Here is an 18,269-nt window from a genome sequence, read left to right as displayed (position 1 = left end):
AATGGCGCTGACTTTCCACAAAAGGCAAGACAGGCATCTTTTTTCAAGAGGCAGGTAGTCCGTGTTCAATTTCTAAGATACAAGCCTTCTCAACTAGTCTAGAAGTGCTAACTAAATCACTGGAATATAACCTAGAGCAATACTACCTGCACCTAGGTGTGTCCCAATGACACTACCAAATGTAGCAAGTGAAATATCTGTACCTACTCCAAATTCAAGCAAGTGCTGACGCAATTCTTCAGCCTTTTCAGGAGCATTTCCATGAATGACAATGACCCGATATTGACCTGAAGCCGTTGCTTCCTTGATAATTTCAATTAAACGCTTGGTTGCTTTCTTCTCAGTACGAACTTTTTCATAAACTTCAATCACACCTTGGTCATTGAAATAAAGGATTGGCTTAATACTGAGCAGATTTCCCAAAATAGCAGCCCCATTTGAAAGGCGTCCACCTTTTACCAAATGATCCAAATCATCGACCATGATGAAAGCAGATGTGTGACTAATTTGAATAGCTAGCTTATCCTGAATAATGGCAAAGTCATCGCCCTGGTCTCGCCAGTTAAAGACACTTTCAACCATGATACCCAGAGGAGCACTTGTAATCAAAGTGTCTGGGAAAGCAATAGTTAAACCCTCATATTCTTCTATCATATACTGGATATTTTGGTAAAAACCTGAAATTCCAGAAGATAGGAAAAGCCCCAAAGCATGTGTATAACCTTGTTCTTTGAGCGAAGTTAGAATCTCATCTAACTTGGCAATACTTGGTTGACTGGTCTTAGGCAATTCAGAAGCCTGAGCCATTTTTTGGTAAAACTCCTCAGCAGTCAGATTGATACCTTCGACATACTCCTCACCATCAATATTAACAGGAATATCCAAGACAAATAAATCTTCTCTTTGCAAGGTATCTGCACTGAGATAGGCAGAGGAATCTGTGATAACAGCTAATTTCATATTAGAACTCCAAATTGATTCCTGGTAAGTCTAATGCAATCTCAGTTACTTCATAAGTCAAACGGTTGAGCATGTTCAAACATGGACGAGCCAAGGTTTCCACTTCTTCTTGGTTCAATTCACTTGGCTCGTTAACAATACGACCATCGATATGGTTCACCTGTGAAATGGTTCCACTGATGACAAATTTATCAAATACAATCATAAAACTCAAGACGACAATTAAAGAAGTCACTTGATTTTCTTGGTCATGTTGGAGCAATTGGAAATTCACATCTACCTTGGTTTCAGGAGCTCCATTTTCATTTTCCCATTCAAAATTACGCGCATCAAAATGATACTGACTAACAAATTCTTGTTCACGTTTAAGATTCATGTCTCTCTCCCTCGGCTACAATATTATAAGCTATTGTACCATAATTTTTTATTTTCATCTAGTTTTCTAGGATTTAGTCAATCCCGATTTCAGCTCGAACTACGTCTGCGATGGTATCAACATAGTAGTCTACTTCTTCTGTTGTAGGCGCTTCTGCCATAACACGCAAAAGGGGCTCTGTTCCACTTGGGCGAACAAGAATACGACCATTCCCTGCCATTTCAGCTTCCATCTTCTCGATAATAGCCTTAATAGCTGGCACTTCCATAGCCTTTTCTTTCATGGCATTTTCCACTCGGATATTGACCAGTTTTTGTGGGTAAATCGTCACTTCTGCTGCCAGTTGAGACAAGCTCTTACCTATTTCTTTCATGATTTTGGTCAATTGGACAGCTGATAATTGACCATCACCTGTTGTATTGTAATCCATCAAGATAACGTGACCAGACTGTTCACCACCAAGGTTGTAGCCTGATTTTCTCATTTCTTCGACAACATAGCGATCTCCAACTGCAGTGACTGCTTTGTTAATGCCAGCACTATCCAAAGCCTTATGGAAACCAAGGTTAGACATGACGGTTGTTACGATGGTGTTTTGAGCTAACTGTCCTTTTTCAGAAAGGTATTTCCCGATGATGTACATGATTTTATCACCATCAACGATGTCGCCATTTTCATCAACAGCAATCAAACGGTCACTATCACCGTCAAAGGCCAAACCGATATCTGACTGGCTTTCTTTGACTAGTTCTTGAAGAGCTTCTGGATGAGTTGAACCAACATTTAGGTTGATGTTAAGACCATCTGGTGTTTCCCCGATAACTGTCAACTGAGCGCCCAGATCAGCGAAAATCTGACGGGCACTTGTAGCTGCTGCACCGTTGGCTGTATCCAAGGCTACTTTCATTCCCTCAAGAGGAGTTCCAGTTGAAACAAGATAGCCTTCATACTTACGCAAACCTTCTGGATAGTCCACTAAGGTCCCCAAGCCCTCTGCACTCGGGCGAGGAAGAGTATCTTCAGCAGCATCCAGCAAAGCTTCGATTTCTGCTTCTTTTTCATCATCAAGTTTGAAACCATCCCCACCAAAGAACTTAATCCCATTATCAAGGGCTGGGTTGTGACTCGCTGAAATCATGACGCCTGCACTGGCTCCCTCAGTTTTAACCAAATAAGCTACTGCTGGTGTTGCAAGGACACCGAGTTTGTAGACGTGAATCCCTACTGATAGAAGACCTGCCACCAAGGCAGATTCTAACATTTCTCCTGAGATACGTGTATCACGTCCTACAAAGACTTTTGGGGCTTCCGTTTCATGTTGGCTAAGAACATAACCACCAAAACGCCCCAGTTTAAAGGCCAACTCTGGCGTTAGTTCTACGTTTGCTTCTCCACGGACTCCATCAGTCCCAAAATATTTACCCATTTTTATAAAATCCTTTTTCTATTTTTAATTCGTTTTTGAACTAGTTGCTTTCGTTGACGAAGACGTCTCCGACGAACTACTTGTAGTTGAATTTGATGTGCTTGAACTTGGTGCTACTGGTTTTGTAGTCACCTTCATTGTTGTGTCGAACGGAGTAATAACTGCCGGTAAGACAACACCATTGCGATCGATTGCCTGCAAAGGTACTGAACCACTGTAATTACCGGTTATGCGTTCGCTGGTTGGTAAAAGCGCAATAATACGATCGATTTTAGCTAATATTTCTTGGTCAGTTGTGACAGAAACTCGTTCGTTTGACACGGTTACACTATCAATTTGTAGCTTGGAATCAATCTGGCTTTGGTCAACTTGTGGCACAACAATCATCCCATCTCGCTTAACCTTCTTCCCAACTTTCACTGTAATCTTTTGAGGCGTTGCCACAGCGGTCAATCCGCTTGGAAGATTTTCAATATTCAAGGGAACTTCAATCGTTCCAACACTGGCATCCGTCAAATCCGCTGTGACCTTAAACTTACGAGTGCTCTCCTGCATTTCGCTGGCCAAGGTCACACGATTAGCTCCGGTTAATATCACTGAAACTTCTGATGCAAATCCACTAATGAAATACTGGTCATTATCATAGTGAATATCGATAGGAACGTTCGTTATCGTATTGGTGTAGGTTTCTGATTTGACCTGCCTTGCGGTATTGCTATTTTGAAAGTTGGTTGACGTTGCATAGATAAATAAAACACAAGCAAAAAAGAGAGATGAAATGATATATAGACTATTTTTTCTCATATTTCCAACCTCCTAGCAAACGGTCCTTGAAACTGACTTTTTCCTCAACAGCTGGCAAAAGAATTGCTCGTAGCTCTGCTTCAAATTCTTCAATCGTCAAGTCGTGCTTGAAAACACCGTTATAGGTAATAGAAATGCCACCTGTTTCCTCTGAGACGATGAAGGTCAAGGCATCGGATACTTCTGACAAACCGATAGCCGCCCGGTGTCTGGTCCCAAACTCCTTGGAAATCCCTGTGCTTTCTGTCAAGGGCAAATAAGCAGAGGTTACTGCTATTCGATTTTCTCTGATAATCACTGCACCATCGTGTAGGGGAGTGTTGGGAATAAAAATATTGATGAGGAGTTCAGCTGAAATATTGGCATCCAAGGGAATCCCTGTCGCAATGTATTCTTGCAAGGTCCGAACTCGTTGGATGGCAACCAGAGCACCAATCTTACGGGGACTCATATATTCAACCGACTTGACAAAGGCACGAATCATTTGCTCCTCTGCACTAATTTGAGCAGTAGAAAAGAAATCTGTCGCCCTTCCCAAGCGTTCCAAACCAGTCCGAATCTCTGGAGAGAAGATAACAACCGCAGCAATAACCCCATAGGTGATAATCTGATTAATCAACCAAGAAATCGTTGTTAAACCAAGGATATTGGCCACAACCTGGGCTAATACAAAGATCACGACCCCACGCACCAAAATCATAATCTTGGTGCCAGCTATCGCTTTTGTAAAACGATATAAAATATAGGCCACAATCAAAATATCAAACACATTGATGGCAATACTCCAAGGACTAGAAAACAAGCTAGTCCAATATTGCAGATTGGATAATTGTTGAAAGTTCATCTGCTGTCTCCTCTCTGTCCAAACACGTTCCTTTCTATTATACCATTTTTCTGACATTTTTTTCCCTATCCTACTTCATTTTAAATTAAGGAAAAATATGATAAAATAAACTGATACTCAATGAAAATCAAAGAGCAAACTAGGAAGCTAGCCGCAGGCTGTACTTGAGTACGGTAAGGCGACGCTGACGTGGTTTGAATTTGATTTTCGAAGAGTATGACTAGAAAAAACAAAGGAGAAACCATGTCTCAACTCTATGATATTACCATTGTAGGTGGTGGTCCTGTCGGTCTTTTTGCGGCCTTCTATGCCCACCTACGCCAAGCCAAGGTTCAAATCATCGACTCTCTTCCCCAACTAGGTGGACAACCTGCTATTCTCTACCCTGAAAAGGAAATTTTAGACGTCCCGGGTTTCCCAAACCTGACTGGAGAAGAGTTGACTAACCGTCTAATCGAGCAATTAAATGGCTTTGATACCCCTATTCATCTCAATGAAACGGTTCTTGAGATTGAAAAACAAGAAGAAGGCTTTGTAATTACAACTTCTAAAGGAAGTCACCTGTCTAAAACTGTTATCATCGCTATGGGGGGCGGTGCCTTCAAACCACGTCCTCTGGAACTAGAAGGCGTTGAAGACTATGAAAATATCCACTACCACGTTTCCAACATCCAGCAATATGCTGGGAAGAAAGTGACGATTCTTGGTGGAGGAGACTCGGCTGTGGATTGGGCTTTGGCTTTTGAAAAAATTGCGCCAACTACCCTTGTTCACCGCAGAGATAATTTCCGCGCCCTGGAACACAGTGTCCAAGCCTTACAGGAATCATCTGTGACCATCAAGACACCATTCGTCCCTAGCCAACTCCTTGGAGATGGAAAAACGCTCAATAAACTTGAAATCACAAAAGTCAAATCTGATGAAGCAGAAACTATTGACTTAGAACACCTCTTTGTCAACTATGGTTTCAAATCTTCTGTTGGTAATCTTAAAAACTGGGGTCTGGACCTCAACCGTCACAAGATTATCGTCAATAGCAAGCAAGAATCTAGCAAGGCAGGTATCTATGCTATCGGTGACTGCTGCTACTATGACGGAAAAATTGATCTGATTGCGACAGGCCTCGGAGAAGCACCAACCGCTGTTAACAACGCCATCAACTACATCGACCCTGAGCAAAAAGTGCAACCAAAACACTCAACCAGTTTATAAAAAATAACCACGAGTCAAATGCGATTCGTGGTTTTATAGTTCATCGGCTATCTTGTTAGCTCATATTTTCCCCGTCTTTAACAAAAATAAAAATGCCTATCAAACTGATAAAACATGTGATATAATAGGGACGGCACTAACAATACGCCTTGGAAAAGGAGGTATTACAGATGCTAGAACTTCTCAAAATAGTACTTATCGCAGTCATCGAGAGTATCATCTCATGGCTGGTGACTCGTTGGTTAGACGATCACTTCGACAAGTAACCTTCCTGGTTAGTGCTATCTAACCCAGAAAAAATCCCCTCGGTATTGCAGTACCGAGGGGATTTCTGTTAGCACTAAAATGCTAGAACTTCTCAATTCCCCTTTATTATCTCACATACTCTATTTAATTGTCAAGAAAGAGGTGTTTTATATCTTTATAACTCATCGGCTATCTTGTTAATTTTTCTGAGTCTGTGGTTAACACCACTTTTGGTCAGAGGGGTGCTGAGTCTATCTGCCAACTGTTGGATAGAGTAGTCTGGGTGCTGAATCCGCAACTGCGCTACCTCCTGCAAATCCACTGGCAGATTTTCTAAGCCCATGATATCTTTGATTTTGCTGATATTGTTGATAGTCTTCATGCTGGCAGAAACTGTCCGAGCGATATTAGCTGTCTCAGCATTATTTGCCCGATTGAGATCATTACGGGTTTCTCGTAAAATCTTAACTCGCTCAAAATCATCACGCGCCCGCATAGCACCAATGACAATCAAGAAGTCCATGATATCTTCGGCTCGCTGGAGGTAGGTCACAGCCCCCTTCTTGCGCTCAAGCACCTTGGCATCCAGTAAAAATTGCTGAAGAAGGGAGGCAATCCCTTGCGCATGGTCTAGATAAACAGAACTGATTTCCAACTGGTACTTACCCGATTCAGGGTCACGAATGCTGCCATTTGCCAAGAAAGCGCCACAAAGATAAGCACGACCTGCTTCCTCATCTGACAAAATCTCCTCATCAATACCTGTTTCCAGGCCAAAGAAGGAGTCTGCCAAGTGCAAATCACTCAACAAGTCCTGCACCTTTTCATCCGTAAAAACGGTATAGACTCGATTCTTGCGAAGATTGCTCCGTTGGTGGTGGCGAATTTCCGATTTGATTTCATAGAAATGGAGAAAGGACTCATAGAGGTGCCTAGCCAGCTTGGCATTTTCTGTCACGACGGACAAGGTTAGGCCCGAGGTCGAGAGACCGATACTACCAGACATCTTGATAATGGCTGATAATTCATGCCTGCTCAGATGGTGCTGACCCAGGATTTCTTCTTTTACTGCTACTGTGAAACTCATTTTCTCACCTGTATAATCCGCATCAACTCGTCCACAATCAAATCTCCATCGTGGAAGGCACCTCCATTTTCCAGACGAAGGAAATTAGATGAAATCACGCGCGGAACTTGCTTACAAAGACCAGCAAAATCGTGTTCCACCTGGACCAAGTATTCATCAAAACGGTTGGAATTCATGTATTCCTGAGGCACTTTTTCGATATTCACCAAGACAGTATCGATAAAAGGTCGACCAAGGTGACGATGCAAGACCTCTACGTGATCACTATCTGTAAAGTGTTCCGTCTCCCCACGTTGGGTCATGATATTGCAGACATAGGCGATTTCTGCCTTGGTTTCCAAAAGCGCCTGCCCGATTTCCTTAATCACGATATTGGGCAAAATCGAGGTAAAGAGGGAACCAGGTCCGAGGACAATCATGTCACTTTCAAGAATGGTCTGCACTACTCGACGGCTAGCCAGAGGCGTATCATCGTTGAGGGTATTGGTCACATAAACATGATCAATCATGCCTGGATGGTCTGCAATATGACTCTCTCCAGCCACCTCTGTCCCGTCCTGGAAGACTGCATGAAGGGTCAAGGGATGGTCACTGGAAGGATAAATCTTCCCAGTTGTGTGGAAAAATTTGCTTAGCAACTGCATGGCATTATAGGTCGACCCCTGCATTTCTGACAGACCTGCAATAATGAGATTGCCCAATGGATGGCCAGCAAAGGCTCCAGCATCTTCAGAGAAGCGATACTGAAAGACCTTTTCATAAAACTTAGGCATATCTGACATGGCCACAAGGACATTGCGGAGATCGCCTGGCGGTGTCAACTGCTGCATATTTTTTCTGAGTTCACCTGAAGAACCACCATCATCCGCCACCGTTACGATAGCAGCGATTTCCACATCTTTTTCACGTAGACTTTTAAGAATGACGGGGATCCCAGTCCCTCCACCAATCACCGTTATCTTTGGTTTTCTCATGAACGGTTTACCGTTTCCTTTCTTCGGTCCTTGTCGCGATGCCCTTCATTGACAGGCCAATTCTTGGATAAGTCCTGCGCCAAGCGTTTAGCAAAGGCCACACTACGGTGTTGACCACCCGTACAACCCATGGCAATGGTCAAAACGGACTTACCTTCCTTTTGGTAACTTGGCAAAATCGGCTCAATCAAGGCCAATAAATGTTGATAAAAGTCTTCGGACTCAGGATGGTTCATGACATAGTCGTACACTGGCTCATCCACTCCCGTTTGATTACGCAGTTCTGGTAGATAGTAGGGATTTGGCAAGAATCGAACATCAAAGACTAAATCTGCATCAATCGGGATTCCATATTTAAAGCCGAAAGACATGACTTCGATACGGAAAGACTGGGCTTGCTCTTGATCTGAAAACTGCTCTGCAAGGGTTTTGCGCAGCTCACGTGGAGTGAGTTCAGTCGTATCCACCACATTTTGGCTCATATTTTTCAAAGGCGCCAAGAGCTCACGTTCCAGCTTGATTCCATCCAAAATCCGACCATCTGCAGCTAGTGGGTGACTCCGTCTGGTTTCCTTGTAACGCGCGACCAATTCTTTATCAGCTGCATCCAAAAAGAGGATTTTAAAATCCAAATCATCTTGATTTTCCAACTCATCCAAAACAGCTTGAATCTCTGAAAAGAAAGAACGGCTACGCATATCCACTACCAAGGCCAACTTATGATCGTCTTCCTTTGTTTCCACCAACTGCAAAAACTTAGGCAAGAGAGCTGGCGGCATGTTATCAATGGTAAAATAACCTAGATCCTCGAAGGACTGAATGGCAACTGTTTTCCCTGCACCACTCATTCCTGTCACAATCACCAAGTGAAGTTGTTTCTTTGTCATCTTTTTCTCCTTACTATCAAAAGAAGTTTGGCAACACCAAACTTCAACTAGCTTATCCAATCTCTGCGATGACTTCAATTTCGACTTTTACATCACGAGGAAGACGAGCTACCTCTACTGCTGAACGAGCTGGAAATTCCTCTTTAAAGGCCGTTTGGTAAACCTCGTTAAAAGGAACAAAGTCGTTCATATCGCTCAAGAAGCAAGTAGTTTTGACAACATGGTCAAAATCTGTTCCTGCTTCTGCCAAAATAGCACCGATGTTTTTCAAGACCTGTTCTGTCTGTTCTTGGATTGTTTCTCCAACGATTTCCCCAGTTTCAGGAGATAGGGGCACTTGACCACTAGCAAACAAAAGATTGCCAACGATTTTCCCTTGAACATAAGGCCCGATAGCCTTTGGAGCTTTATCTGTATGAATTGTTTTTGCCATTTCTTTCCCTCACAATTTTTCTAAGATTGCATCCCAAGCCTCATCCATCCCTGCCTTGCTGACAGATGAAAAGAGAATAAAGTCGTCACTTGGGTCAAAGTTTAATTTCTTTTTGATTGCTGATTCGTGTTTGTTCCATTTACCACGAGGAATCTTGTCCGCCTTAGTCCCCACAATGATGACCGGAATCTCATAATACTTGAGAAATTCGTACATCTGCACATCATCTGCTGACGGGTCATGACGAAGGTCAACTAGACTGACAACCGCACGGAGATTTTCTCGAGTCGTTAGGTACTCCTCAATCATGCGCCCCCACTTTTCACGTTCCTTTTTAGAAACACGGGCATAGCCATAACCAGGCACATCTACAAAGCGCATCTTGTTATCAATGTTAAAGAAGTTGAGAAGCTGGGTTTTCCCAGGTTTACCTGATGTACGGGCGAGATTCTTACGGTTCAGCATGGTATTGATAAAGCTAGACTTGCCAACATTGGAACGCCCTGCTAGGGCAATCTCTGGCAGTTCATCCTGCGGATAGTGGGATTTATTAGCTGCACTGAGCAAGATTTCAGCATTGTGTGTATTCAGTTCCATAGTCACCTCTAGGCTGTTTCTAGGATTGGTTTATCCGTTCCATCGACAGCTTCTTTTGTGATGCGGACCAATTTCACATTTTCCTGACTCGGTACTTCAAACATGACATCTAGCATGGTTTCTTCGATAATCGAGCGAAGACCACGCGCACCAGTTTTGCGTTCAATGGCCTTATTGGCAATCTCTTGAAGAGCTTCGTCGTCAAATTCCAACTCAACATCATCATAAGATAGCAAGGTTTGGTACTGTTTCACCAAAGCATTTCTTGGCTCTTTCAAGATGCGAACCAAATCATCCACCGTCAATTGCTCAAGAGCTGCAAAGACAGGCAAGCGTCCAATCAACTCAGGAATGATACCAAATTTTTGAATATCTTCTGCGATGATTTCTTGCATGTATGAGCTATTTTCGTCAATTGCCTTGTTATTTTGACCAAATCCGATGACTTTTTCACCCAGACGTTGTTTGACAATTTCCTCGATACCATCAAAGGCGCCACCCACGATGAAGAGGATATTTTTAGTATCCACCTGAATCATCTCTTGTTGTGGATGCTTGCGTCCACCTTGAGGCGGTACGCTGGCTACAGTCCCCTCGATAATCTTGAGAAGGGCTTGTTGCACCCCTTCACCAGAAACGTCACGTGTGATAGACACGTTCTCACTCTTCTTGGCAATCTTGTCAATTTCATCCACATAGATAATCCCACGTTCTGCACGTTCGATGTTAAAGTCAGCAGCCTGCAAGAGTTTAAGGAGGATATTTTCCACATCCTCACCCACATAACCAGCCTCCGTAAGAGCTGTGGCATCTGCAATCGCAAAAGGCACATTCAAGCTCTTAGCCAAGGTCTGGGCCAAGAAAGTTTTCCCAGAGCCAGTTGGGCCAATCATTAAGATGTTTGACTTCTGCAAATCCACATCTTCTGACTCTTCACGCGTATCGTGGAAATTGATACGTTTGTAGTGGTTGTATACTGCCACTGCCAAGGCACGTTTGGCACGATCTTGACCGATTACATAATGGTTCAAGATATGGAGGAGTTCGATTGGTTTTGGTACCTCAGACAAGTCTGCCAAGACTTCCTCAGCCAACTCCTCTCGAATGATTTCCTGGGCCAACTCCACACATTCATTACAGATAAAGGCGTTGTTCCCAGCGATTATTTTTTGTACTTCTTCTTGGCTTTTACCACAAAATGAGCAATAAACCATCATATCATTATTCCTATTTGTAGGCATGATTTCCTTCCGTTCTATTCTATACTGTCATTCTATCTAAAATAAGGTCATGTAAAAAGCATGGATACTATTGACCAAATTGGTAAAGGCATTTAACCATAGCAGGACAGAAAGTCCATAACGCTTTTTACGAAAAGCCTGTGCCCCAGCAAGCAAACAGACCAAACACAGCATGGCTGTGAAAAAACCAAATATACTACGTTCCATTAGACTTCCTTTCTCTTGCGATATTGGATGGTAAAATCATAAGGATTCTTCTCATCTTTGGTGTAGGATTTGCTTGAAACTGTCTCAAAAAGAGACAAGTCAAACTCCTCAGGGAAATAGGTATCTCCTTCTACCCGAGCATGAATTTGAGTCACAATCACTTCATCAAGATAGGGTTCAAAAGCCTGAAAAATTTGCTTCCCACCGATAATATAGAGATTCTTGTCTTGAGCCTGATACCAGTCCAAGACAGACTGGACATCATAAAAAGTAGTAACACCATCTATCTTTTCTTCCGGGTTACGTGTCAAAATCAAGGTCTCCCGTTTTGGAAGCAAGCGACGACCCAACCCATCAAAGGTCACACGCCCCATCAAGATAGCATGATTCAGAGTTGTTTCTTTAAAGTGTTGCAATTCTGCTGGCAAATACCAAGGCAGACGATTGTCCTTACCAATCACACCCTCTTCATCCTGGGCCCAAATAGCTACGATTTTCTTAGTCATGCTTCCATCCTTTTCACTGATAGTACTATTTTATCAAAAAACTCAAAAAAAGACTGGTTTGGGATAGCTTACAAGATAGAAAAAATCTGTAAGAAATTTCTTACAGATTTATATATGTTGCTATTATTTCTTACAAACCAGGTGCTTGTCCAAGTTCTGCCGCAAGCATCCAGATTGTTTTATCAGTTTCAGTTTTAGCATCTGCAAAGATACCGTTTGTCACATCGTCACCTTCTTCATCAGTGACATCCAAACCTTTTTGGAAGAGTTCTGACAAGTAACGGTAGATAGCAAGGACACGTTCCAAGCTTTCTTCAACATTACGGTATTCACCAGCTTCTTCTTCGATTTCACTGTTTTGATGGAATTCTGTCAATGTAGAGAATGGGCTACAACCAAGTGTAATCAAGCGTTCGCTGATTTCATCCAATTGACCATCAAGAGCTTCCATATACTCATCCATTTTTGGATGCCATACAAGGAAACCACGACCACGCATGTACCAGTGTACTTGGTGCAAAGCAACGTGGGCTACGTACAAATCAGCAACAGCTTGATTCAAGACTTCCTTTGTTTTTGCCAATGCCACTGGCGCTGATTTTGTCAATGATGTTACGTCTTTTACTGCTTCTTTTTTCAATTCTACCATTTTATTTTACCTCATTCATTATTATTTGTAACCACTTCTTAATGATTACTACCTTAGTATACTACTAAGGAAAACTAATAGCAAGCCAAATGACTTACATGAGAAAAGTTGCAATAGACTGATAATTTAAGAATTTTTTAGAATGAAACCCAGTCACTTTCAAACTCTCTTAACAGCGATGAAATAAAGAAAAGAGCATACAAATGTACACTCTTTTCTCAGTTTTACATCTTAATACCAGACGCTAACATCCACACGTCCTCGAATCCCTTTAAGAGAGTCAGATGAAGTATACTGCCATCCTTTTTCTCCTGAATAATGAGGATTATTCCAATCAAGCGCATCCGTATAGGCTGCAACCCAGTTTACATGTTGTAAAATATTTGGATGATTCAAACGAGTTTGCAAAAGTTGACGATAGCTATAAACTTTCACGTTTTGGTAACCAGCATGCTTCATGGTTTCCATATACTTATTGATAATTTTAACCCAAGTGTCTGTATCTGCTGGAGCTTTCTTAGATTTATTTTCATACTCCCAGTTTTCAACATCATAGTAGATTGGATAAGATAAGTTCATCTTGTATTTCTTCAAGAGTTCAATAGTCTGCTTAGCATCATTCTCAGCATCTGTTTCATTTTCTGCATAGGTATAAAGATAAACACCATAAGGAATACCTAGTCGATTAAATTCTTGAATATTATGTGCCAATTCCTTATCTTCTACACCGCTGTATCCTAAGCGCACAATAACACCATCAACTCCATTTTCCTGGATAACCTTTTTCCAATCACTAATGCGGCCATTATGCTCACTGACATCAATAACCTTCTTAGCACGGTCAGTTCCAACCTGTTCTTCACGATGGTTAAAGAAATAACGGTGTCCATTTCGATAAACCCAACCAACATTCAAGGCTTTCTTTTCTTTCAGTTCCCCTGAATCGGCAAAAGTATAACGAGTATCGTCCATGATTAACTCACCTGTTGCCATGACACCACTTTCAGTAAGATAGTAGTTTCCATGCCACTCATCTTGAGCCATGTATCCCCACTTCTTAAAATAATACCACTTTCCATCAATCTTTTGCCACTGTTCATTAGCATAAGAACCATCTGCCTTAAGATAGAACCAACTCTTATAATGATTATCATAAAGCCATTCGTTTTGCATCATGGCACCTTGACCATTCAAGAAATAATTTCCTTGCCACTGACTTTTAGCCATATAGCCCCACTTCTTGAAATAGTACCATTTGCCATTGATTTTCTGCCATTCTTGTTCTGCATAAGAACCATCTGCCTTGAGGTAGAACCAGCTCTTATAATTGTTATCGTAAACCCATTCATTTTTAGCCATGTAACCACCCGCTTTGAGGTAATAGTTTCCATGCCATTCTTTTTGAGCATAACGACCATCTGCTTTTATATAGAACCAACTATTGTAGCTAGTATCGAAAATCCATTCACTCTTAGCTTTTGAACCATCTGCTTTTACATAGAAGTCACCTTCCCAATGTGCTGATGTTGAATTTGGCTTACTTTCTTCTTTTTGACTACTAGCTCGCGTCTCTTTTACTTCTTCCTTTTTCTCTGGACGCTGACTAGAAGAAGTCTCAACCTTTTTCTCTTCTTCTTTTTGACTTGTAGTCGTTTCTGATTTCTTTTCTTCTACCTTACTAGAAGAAGCTTGAACACTGCTTTCTTCCGAAGATGCTTTCGCTTCAGCTTCATTTGCAGCCACCTGATTAACGATCAATCCAAGCAAAAAGGCACTTGCTAATCCAATTTTTCCAATCTTTGTTTTCAATCTTTCCTCCCTTATAAAAAATGGAACAGACATCTGAATGCTGTTCCACCTAGCTTTTGCTACTTACTAATTATTTTACAAAGTCAAGCAATGCCAAGAAGCTTTCAGCTTCAAGTGACGCACCACCCACAAGGGCACCGTCAACGTCTGGGCAAGCCATGTATGAAGCAACGTTTTCAGGTTTAACAGAACCACCGTATTGAACACGAACTTTGTCTGCAACTTCTTGACCAAAGTCAGCAGCTACAACGTCACGAACAACTTTACACATTTTTTGTGCATCGTCTTGTGAAGCTGATTTACCAGTACCGATAGCCCAGATTGGCTCGTAAGCGATAACTGATGCAGCAACTTGTTCAGCAGTCAATCCAGCCAATGCAGCAGATACTTGAGCACCTACAAACTCAGCAGCTTTACCAGCTTCGTAAGTTTCAAGCGACTCACCACAACAGATGATTGGAAGCATACCGTTTGCAAAGATTGCTTTTGCTTTTTTGTTGATATCTTCGTCAGTTTCATGGAAGTAGTCACGGCGTTCTGAGTGACCGATAACAACGTAGTCAGTACCGATTTCTTTCAAAACTTGTGGGCTTGTTTCACCAGTGAAAGCACCTGCATTTTCAAAGTAGCAGTTTTGAGCAGCAACTTTAAGGTTTGAACCTTTTGCAGCAGCAAGAACAGTTGTCAAATCAAGAGCTGGAGCAGCGATACCTGCTTCAACAAGGTCTGATGAAGGAAGTTTTGACGCAACTGCTTCAACGAATGCTTTAGCTTCTTCTGGATTTTTGTTCATTTTCCAGTTACCAGCGATAAATGGTTTACGTGACATTTCACATACCTCTTTTTTCAATTTATTTTCTATTTATTTTATCACAATTAGACACAGCTTGCAAATCTTACTCGGATTTCAAGCCTGCTTACATGGATTAATCCTTCCAGAGATCCATGGCATTTCGGAAATCTGCCGACACCTGTGTCAACTGTGGATTGCTTGCTTCTCTTTCTGCCCGCTTAGCCTCGATTTGAGCCACACTTTTGATACCTTCATGGCGCCAATTTCTCAAAATCGCCTGAATGTACTTCCAGTTTGGTTTTCCATTCAAAACAGCTTCACGAAGAGCTTCCTTAATCAAGTCAGCACTAGTTCCATCTTCCTTTAGCATCTTTGTCAAATCCTCAATCTCAAAAGGGGTCAACAGGCGTCCTAATTCCTGCTGGAAGGTTTCCACCAAATCTTTAAGCTGATTTTGAGGTGTCAACTGGTCTGAACTTGAATGAGCAGCTCCAAGCAAGTCATCCAAACGTTCCAGAGCCAAACTTGCATCAAAAAGCAATTCAATTTCACCATTCAATTCGATGGTTCGATACTGAAGCAGACCCCTTTCCGTCAGATTGGAAATGGCCTGATTGACATCCGAAATTTCCTTACCAATCCTTTCAGCAATCTGGCTTGGGGACATTTCTTCTAAGCCTGTCGTATTTTGCAAATAGAAAAATTGCCAGACCAGAAAATCGTCGCTGGAAGGAAAGAGTTCCTTAAAATGCAAGAGCAGGGCACTCGGTAAAACCAAGTTCCCTGATTTAAAAGCGTCTAAATATGTCATAATTCCTCTTATAAATACCCAAATGCGGATACATCATCTTCTATTTTTCTCCAGTCAAAAGGGGTTTCCTGATAGACCGCATAATTCACCCAGTTACTGAAAAAGAGGGCTGCTGATGAAGACCAACAAAGACAAGGTGTCTGGTTGACATCGTCATCCTTAAAGTAATTTTCTGGAATATGTGGATCTAAACCTGCATCACGATCTCGGAAATATTCATTTGCCAAGGTATCACGGTCATATTCCAAATGCCCAAAACTATAAATTTCTCGTAAATCACGACTAGCCAAAATCGAAACCCCAACCTGAGGACCCTCTGATAAAATCTCGAGATTGGTTTTGTTTAAGACCTCTTCCTTAGAAATCTCCGTGTGCCGTGAATGAGGAGATACATAGCTATCGTCAAATCCTCTAAAGAGAAGATGCCCTTCTTTTAAAGTATCTTGAGGATAAATACCCGATAACTTACTGTCCATCTGGTATTTTTCCACTCCATAGCGAAGATAGAGTCCAGCCTGAGCTCCCCAACAGATATGAAGGGTCGAATAGACATGAGTCTTAGACCACTCAAGCACTTGGCTAAATTCCTCCCAATAGTCCACTTCCTCAAATGGTAAATGCTCAACTGGAGCACCCGTGATAATCATCCCATCAAAATACTCATCCTTGACTTCAGGAAAAGTTTTATAAAAGGTCTCCATATGTTCTGAACGAGTTGTTTTAGAACGGTGACTCTCCATATAGAGAAAATCAATATCCAGTTGCAGGGGTGTATTGGCCAAATGGCGCAACAACTGGGTCTCTGTGACCATTTTCTGTGGCATAAGATTTAAAATTAAAATCTTCAAGGGACGGATATCTTGGTGGGCCGCACGTTGATCATCCATGACAAAGATATTCTCTGTCCGTAAAATCTCAACAGCTGGCAATTTTTTATCAATTCGAATCGGCATAACCCTCTCCTAACTGTACTCTTTCAGGAATAATTGCATATGTTTGAAACCAAATTTCAAACACTTAGTCCTTTTATTATACTGCAAGAAGATATAGTTTTCAATTATAGTTTTTCTCTAACTAGCTATAGTCTATTTTTATATCCTAATGTAGAGAAAACAGCCCTAGGGACTGTTTTTCATTAATAATGCATCAAAACTTTGTAATCGTAGTCACCGATTTTTTCACGGCCGTTCAAGTCATCCAATTCAACAAGGAAGGCACAACCTGCCACAACACCGCCAAGTTTTTCAATCATCTCGATGGTTGCCTTAACAGTTCCACCTGTTGCCAAGAGGTCATCTACGATCAGAACACGTTGACCTGGCTTAATAGCATCTGCGTGCATAGTCAAGGTATCAACACCGTACTCTTTTTCATAGTCAGCAGAAATAACTTCGCGTGGCAATTTACCTGGCTTACGAACAGGCGCAAAACCAATTCCCAACTCAAAGGCAACTGGACAGCCCACGATAAAACCACGAGCCTCAGGCCCTACAACCATATCAATTTTCTTGTCAGTAGCATATTGAACGATTTCACGAACAGCGTAGCTATAAGCATTTCCATCAGCCATCAAAGGACTGATATCACGGAAGGTAATCCCTTCCTTTGGATAATTTTCAATTGTTGCAATGTAATCTTTTAAATTCATCTTTTTCTTTCTTTCAAAGTTTTTTACTCTCTATTATACCATATTTTCTCCAAAAGAAGAAAGCATAACTATTATTTCCTAACTGATACTCAATGAAAATCAAAGAGCAAACTAGAAAGTTAGCTCAAAATACTGTTTTGAGGTTGCAGATGGAAGCTGACGTGGTTTGAAGAGATTTTCGAAGAGTATGAGAGCCTGATTCCTATGTCCACTCTGTAACCCCGGTAACAACAGCAAAAAGCTGATGAATCATTCGATTCATCAGCTTTAGGGATGATATGTTCATTGCAAACAAATCATGTCAATTAGAAAGATTAGTCTTCTTTCTTCTTACGAGCTACAAGACCAAATCCACTCAATACTCCGAGAAGTCCAAGTGCTGCAAGGCGAGCATTGTCTTCTGTACCAGTATTTGGCAATTCGCGCTTAGCTTCAGCTTCTTTCATTGCTGTTGCTTGTACTGGTTGTGCTGGAGTTGCTGGTACTTGAGGTTGAGCTGGCTGTTCAGGCATTGCTGGAGTTGCTGGCTCAACTGGTTGTACTGGTTTTTGAGATTGAATCTTACGGTAAACATTGCGAACATTTCCATTTGCATCTGTTTCCGTACGGACTAGTTCATAATTTTCTAATGGTTTACCTGGATGTGAACCATTTTCATCAGGAATAATTAATACTCCGTTTTCATCCACAAATGTAGTGATCACTTTGTATTCAAATGGAGTTGGAGTAGGAGTAGGTGTTGGCGTTGGTGCTACCACT

21 protein-coding genes are annotated in these 18,269 nt (G+C 41.7%); 1 reads left to right on the top strand and 20 read right to left on the bottom strand.

The genetic code is table 11. The annotated features are described in order from the left end of the window. Positions 1 to 111: 111 nt before the first annotated feature. The 5 genes from NMM26_RS07390 to cdaA all read right to left on the bottom strand — a co-directional run bounded on the left by NMM26_RS07390 (position 112) and on the right by cdaA (position 4,410). Positions 112 to 960 (bottom strand): DegV family protein, encoded by an 849-nt coding sequence (locus NMM26_RS07390; RefSeq protein WP_254754113.1) that lies wholly within the window; start codon positions 958 to 960, stop codon positions 112 to 114. A gap of 1 nt (position 961) precedes the next feature. After that, the gene (locus NMM26_RS07385; protein ID WP_120718600.1) at positions 962 to 1,336 is read right to left on the bottom strand and encodes a DUF1149 family protein; all 375 of its coding nucleotides are present in this window, start codon (positions 1,334 to 1,336) and stop codon (positions 962 to 964) included. A gap of 73 nt (positions 1,337 to 1,409) precedes the next feature. Continuing rightward, a complete protein-coding gene (gene glmM, locus NMM26_RS07380) occupies positions 1,410 to 2,762 on the bottom strand; it encodes a phosphoglucosamine mutase (RefSeq protein WP_254754112.1) in 1,353 nt (450 codons plus the stop codon). A gap of 24 nt (positions 2,763 to 2,786) precedes the next feature. After that, on the bottom strand, positions 2,787 to 3,566 hold the full coding sequence (locus NMM26_RS07375; protein ID WP_254754111.1) for a YbbR-like domain-containing protein: 780 nt from the start codon (positions 3,564 to 3,566) through the stop codon (positions 2,787 to 2,789). Beyond that, complete coding sequence (cdaA, locus tag NMM26_RS07370; RefSeq protein ID WP_001011075.1) at positions 3,553 to 4,410, bottom strand: diadenylate cyclase CdaA; 858 nt, start codon at positions 4,408 to 4,410, stop codon at positions 3,553 to 3,555. The genes NMM26_RS07375 and cdaA overlap by 14 nt, the downstream gene beginning before the upstream one ends. A gap of 243 nt (positions 4,411 to 4,653) precedes the next feature. Between cdaA and NMM26_RS07365 the strand changes: the two genes are divergently transcribed. After that, on the top strand, positions 4,654 to 5,622 hold the full coding sequence (locus NMM26_RS07365) for an NAD(P)/FAD-dependent oxidoreductase (protein ID WP_254754110.1): 969 nt from the start codon (positions 4,654 to 4,656) through the stop codon (positions 5,620 to 5,622). A 421-nt stretch (positions 5,623 to 6,043) separates the two neighbouring features. On the opposite strand, the gene whiA is transcribed toward NMM26_RS07365, so the two are convergent. The 15 genes from whiA to NMM26_RS07290 all read right to left on the bottom strand — a co-directional run. Beyond that, positions 6,044 to 6,955: a DNA-binding protein WhiA gene (whiA, locus tag NMM26_RS07360; RefSeq protein WP_000011282.1), complete on the bottom strand. Its 912-nt coding sequence runs from the start codon at positions 6,953 to 6,955 to the stop codon at positions 6,044 to 6,046. Next, positions 6,952 to 7,929 carry a YvcK family protein gene (locus NMM26_RS07355; RefSeq protein WP_001231075.1) on the bottom strand — a complete coding sequence of 326 codons (978 nt, stop codon included), beginning with the start codon at positions 7,927 to 7,929 and terminating at the stop codon, positions 6,952 to 6,954. The genes whiA and NMM26_RS07355 overlap by 4 nt, the downstream gene beginning before the upstream one ends. After that, positions 7,926 to 8,816: an RNase adapter RapZ gene (rapZ, locus tag NMM26_RS07350; RefSeq protein ID WP_050153533.1), complete on the bottom strand. Its 891-nt coding sequence runs from the start codon at positions 8,814 to 8,816 to the stop codon at positions 7,926 to 7,928. The genes NMM26_RS07355 and rapZ overlap by 4 nt, the downstream gene beginning before the upstream one ends. Before the next feature lie 52 nt (positions 8,817 to 8,868). After that, positions 8,869 to 9,249 carry a RidA family protein gene (locus NMM26_RS07345; protein WP_001140420.1) on the bottom strand — a complete coding sequence of 127 codons (381 nt, stop codon included), beginning with the start codon at positions 9,247 to 9,249 and terminating at the stop codon, positions 8,869 to 8,871. Positions 9,250 to 9,258: 9 nt separating this feature from the next. Continuing rightward, entirely contained in the window at positions 9,259 to 9,846 is a 588-nt protein-coding gene (gene yihA, locus NMM26_RS07340) for a ribosome biogenesis GTP-binding protein YihA/YsxC (protein WP_000422608.1), read from the bottom strand. 8 nt (positions 9,847 to 9,854) lie between these two features. Next, the gene (gene clpX / locus NMM26_RS07335) at positions 9,855 to 11,087 is read right to left on the bottom strand and encodes an ATP-dependent Clp protease ATP-binding subunit ClpX (protein WP_012972566.1); all 1,233 of its coding nucleotides are present in this window, start codon (positions 11,085 to 11,087) and stop codon (positions 9,855 to 9,857) included. Between the two features lie 36 nt (positions 11,088 to 11,123). Continuing rightward, positions 11,124 to 11,294, bottom strand: coding sequence for a hypothetical protein (locus NMM26_RS07330; RefSeq protein WP_000442260.1), 171 nt, complete (start codon positions 11,292 to 11,294; stop codon positions 11,124 to 11,126). Beyond that, entirely contained in the window at positions 11,294 to 11,800 is a 507-nt protein-coding gene (locus NMM26_RS07325; protein WP_254754109.1) for a dihydrofolate reductase, read from the bottom strand. The genes NMM26_RS07330 and NMM26_RS07325 overlap by 1 nt, the downstream gene beginning before the upstream one ends. A gap of 130 nt (positions 11,801 to 11,930) precedes the next feature. Further along, entirely contained in the window at positions 11,931 to 12,449 is a 519-nt protein-coding gene (locus tag NMM26_RS07320) for a DNA starvation/stationary phase protection protein (RefSeq protein WP_254754468.1), read from the bottom strand. A gap of 231 nt (positions 12,450 to 12,680) precedes the next feature. After that, positions 12,681 to 14,291 (bottom strand): choline binding-anchored murein hydrolase LytC, encoded by a 1,611-nt coding sequence (lytC, locus tag NMM26_RS07315; RefSeq protein ID WP_254754107.1) that lies wholly within the window; start codon positions 14,289 to 14,291, stop codon positions 12,681 to 12,683. A gap of 37 nt (positions 14,292 to 14,328) precedes the next feature. After that, positions 14,329 to 15,087 (bottom strand): triose-phosphate isomerase, encoded by a 759-nt coding sequence (tpiA, locus tag NMM26_RS07310; RefSeq protein WP_000087893.1) that lies wholly within the window; start codon positions 15,085 to 15,087, stop codon positions 14,329 to 14,331. A 97-nt stretch (positions 15,088 to 15,184) separates the two neighbouring features. Continuing rightward, positions 15,185 to 15,862, bottom strand: coding sequence for a DnaD domain-containing protein (locus NMM26_RS07305; RefSeq protein ID WP_254754106.1), 678 nt, complete (start codon positions 15,860 to 15,862; stop codon positions 15,185 to 15,187). Between the two features lie 8 nt (positions 15,863 to 15,870). Then, positions 15,871 to 16,815: a homoserine O-succinyltransferase gene (gene metA / locus NMM26_RS07300; protein WP_254754105.1), complete on the bottom strand. Its 945-nt coding sequence runs from the start codon at positions 16,813 to 16,815 to the stop codon at positions 15,871 to 15,873. Between the two features lie 182 nt (positions 16,816 to 16,997). After that, on the bottom strand, positions 16,998 to 17,510 hold the full coding sequence (locus tag NMM26_RS07295) for an adenine phosphoribosyltransferase (RefSeq protein ID WP_254754104.1): 513 nt from the start codon (positions 17,508 to 17,510) through the stop codon (positions 16,998 to 17,000). Positions 17,511 to 17,824: 314 nt separating this feature from the next. Next, the coding region (locus tag NMM26_RS07290) for an LPXTG cell wall anchor domain-containing protein (protein WP_254754103.1) at positions 17,825 to 18,269 on the bottom strand (445 nt) is incomplete at its 5' end.

It is taken from the genome of Streptococcus sp. CF7_Ac1-8 (assembly GCF_024295435.1).
Taxonomy (GTDB): Bacteria; Bacillota; Bacilli; order Lactobacillales; family Streptococcaceae; genus Streptococcus; species Streptococcus mitis_AP.
Note: the sequence above shows the minus strand (reverse complement) of the source record. Positions and strands in the feature narration are given on the sequence as shown.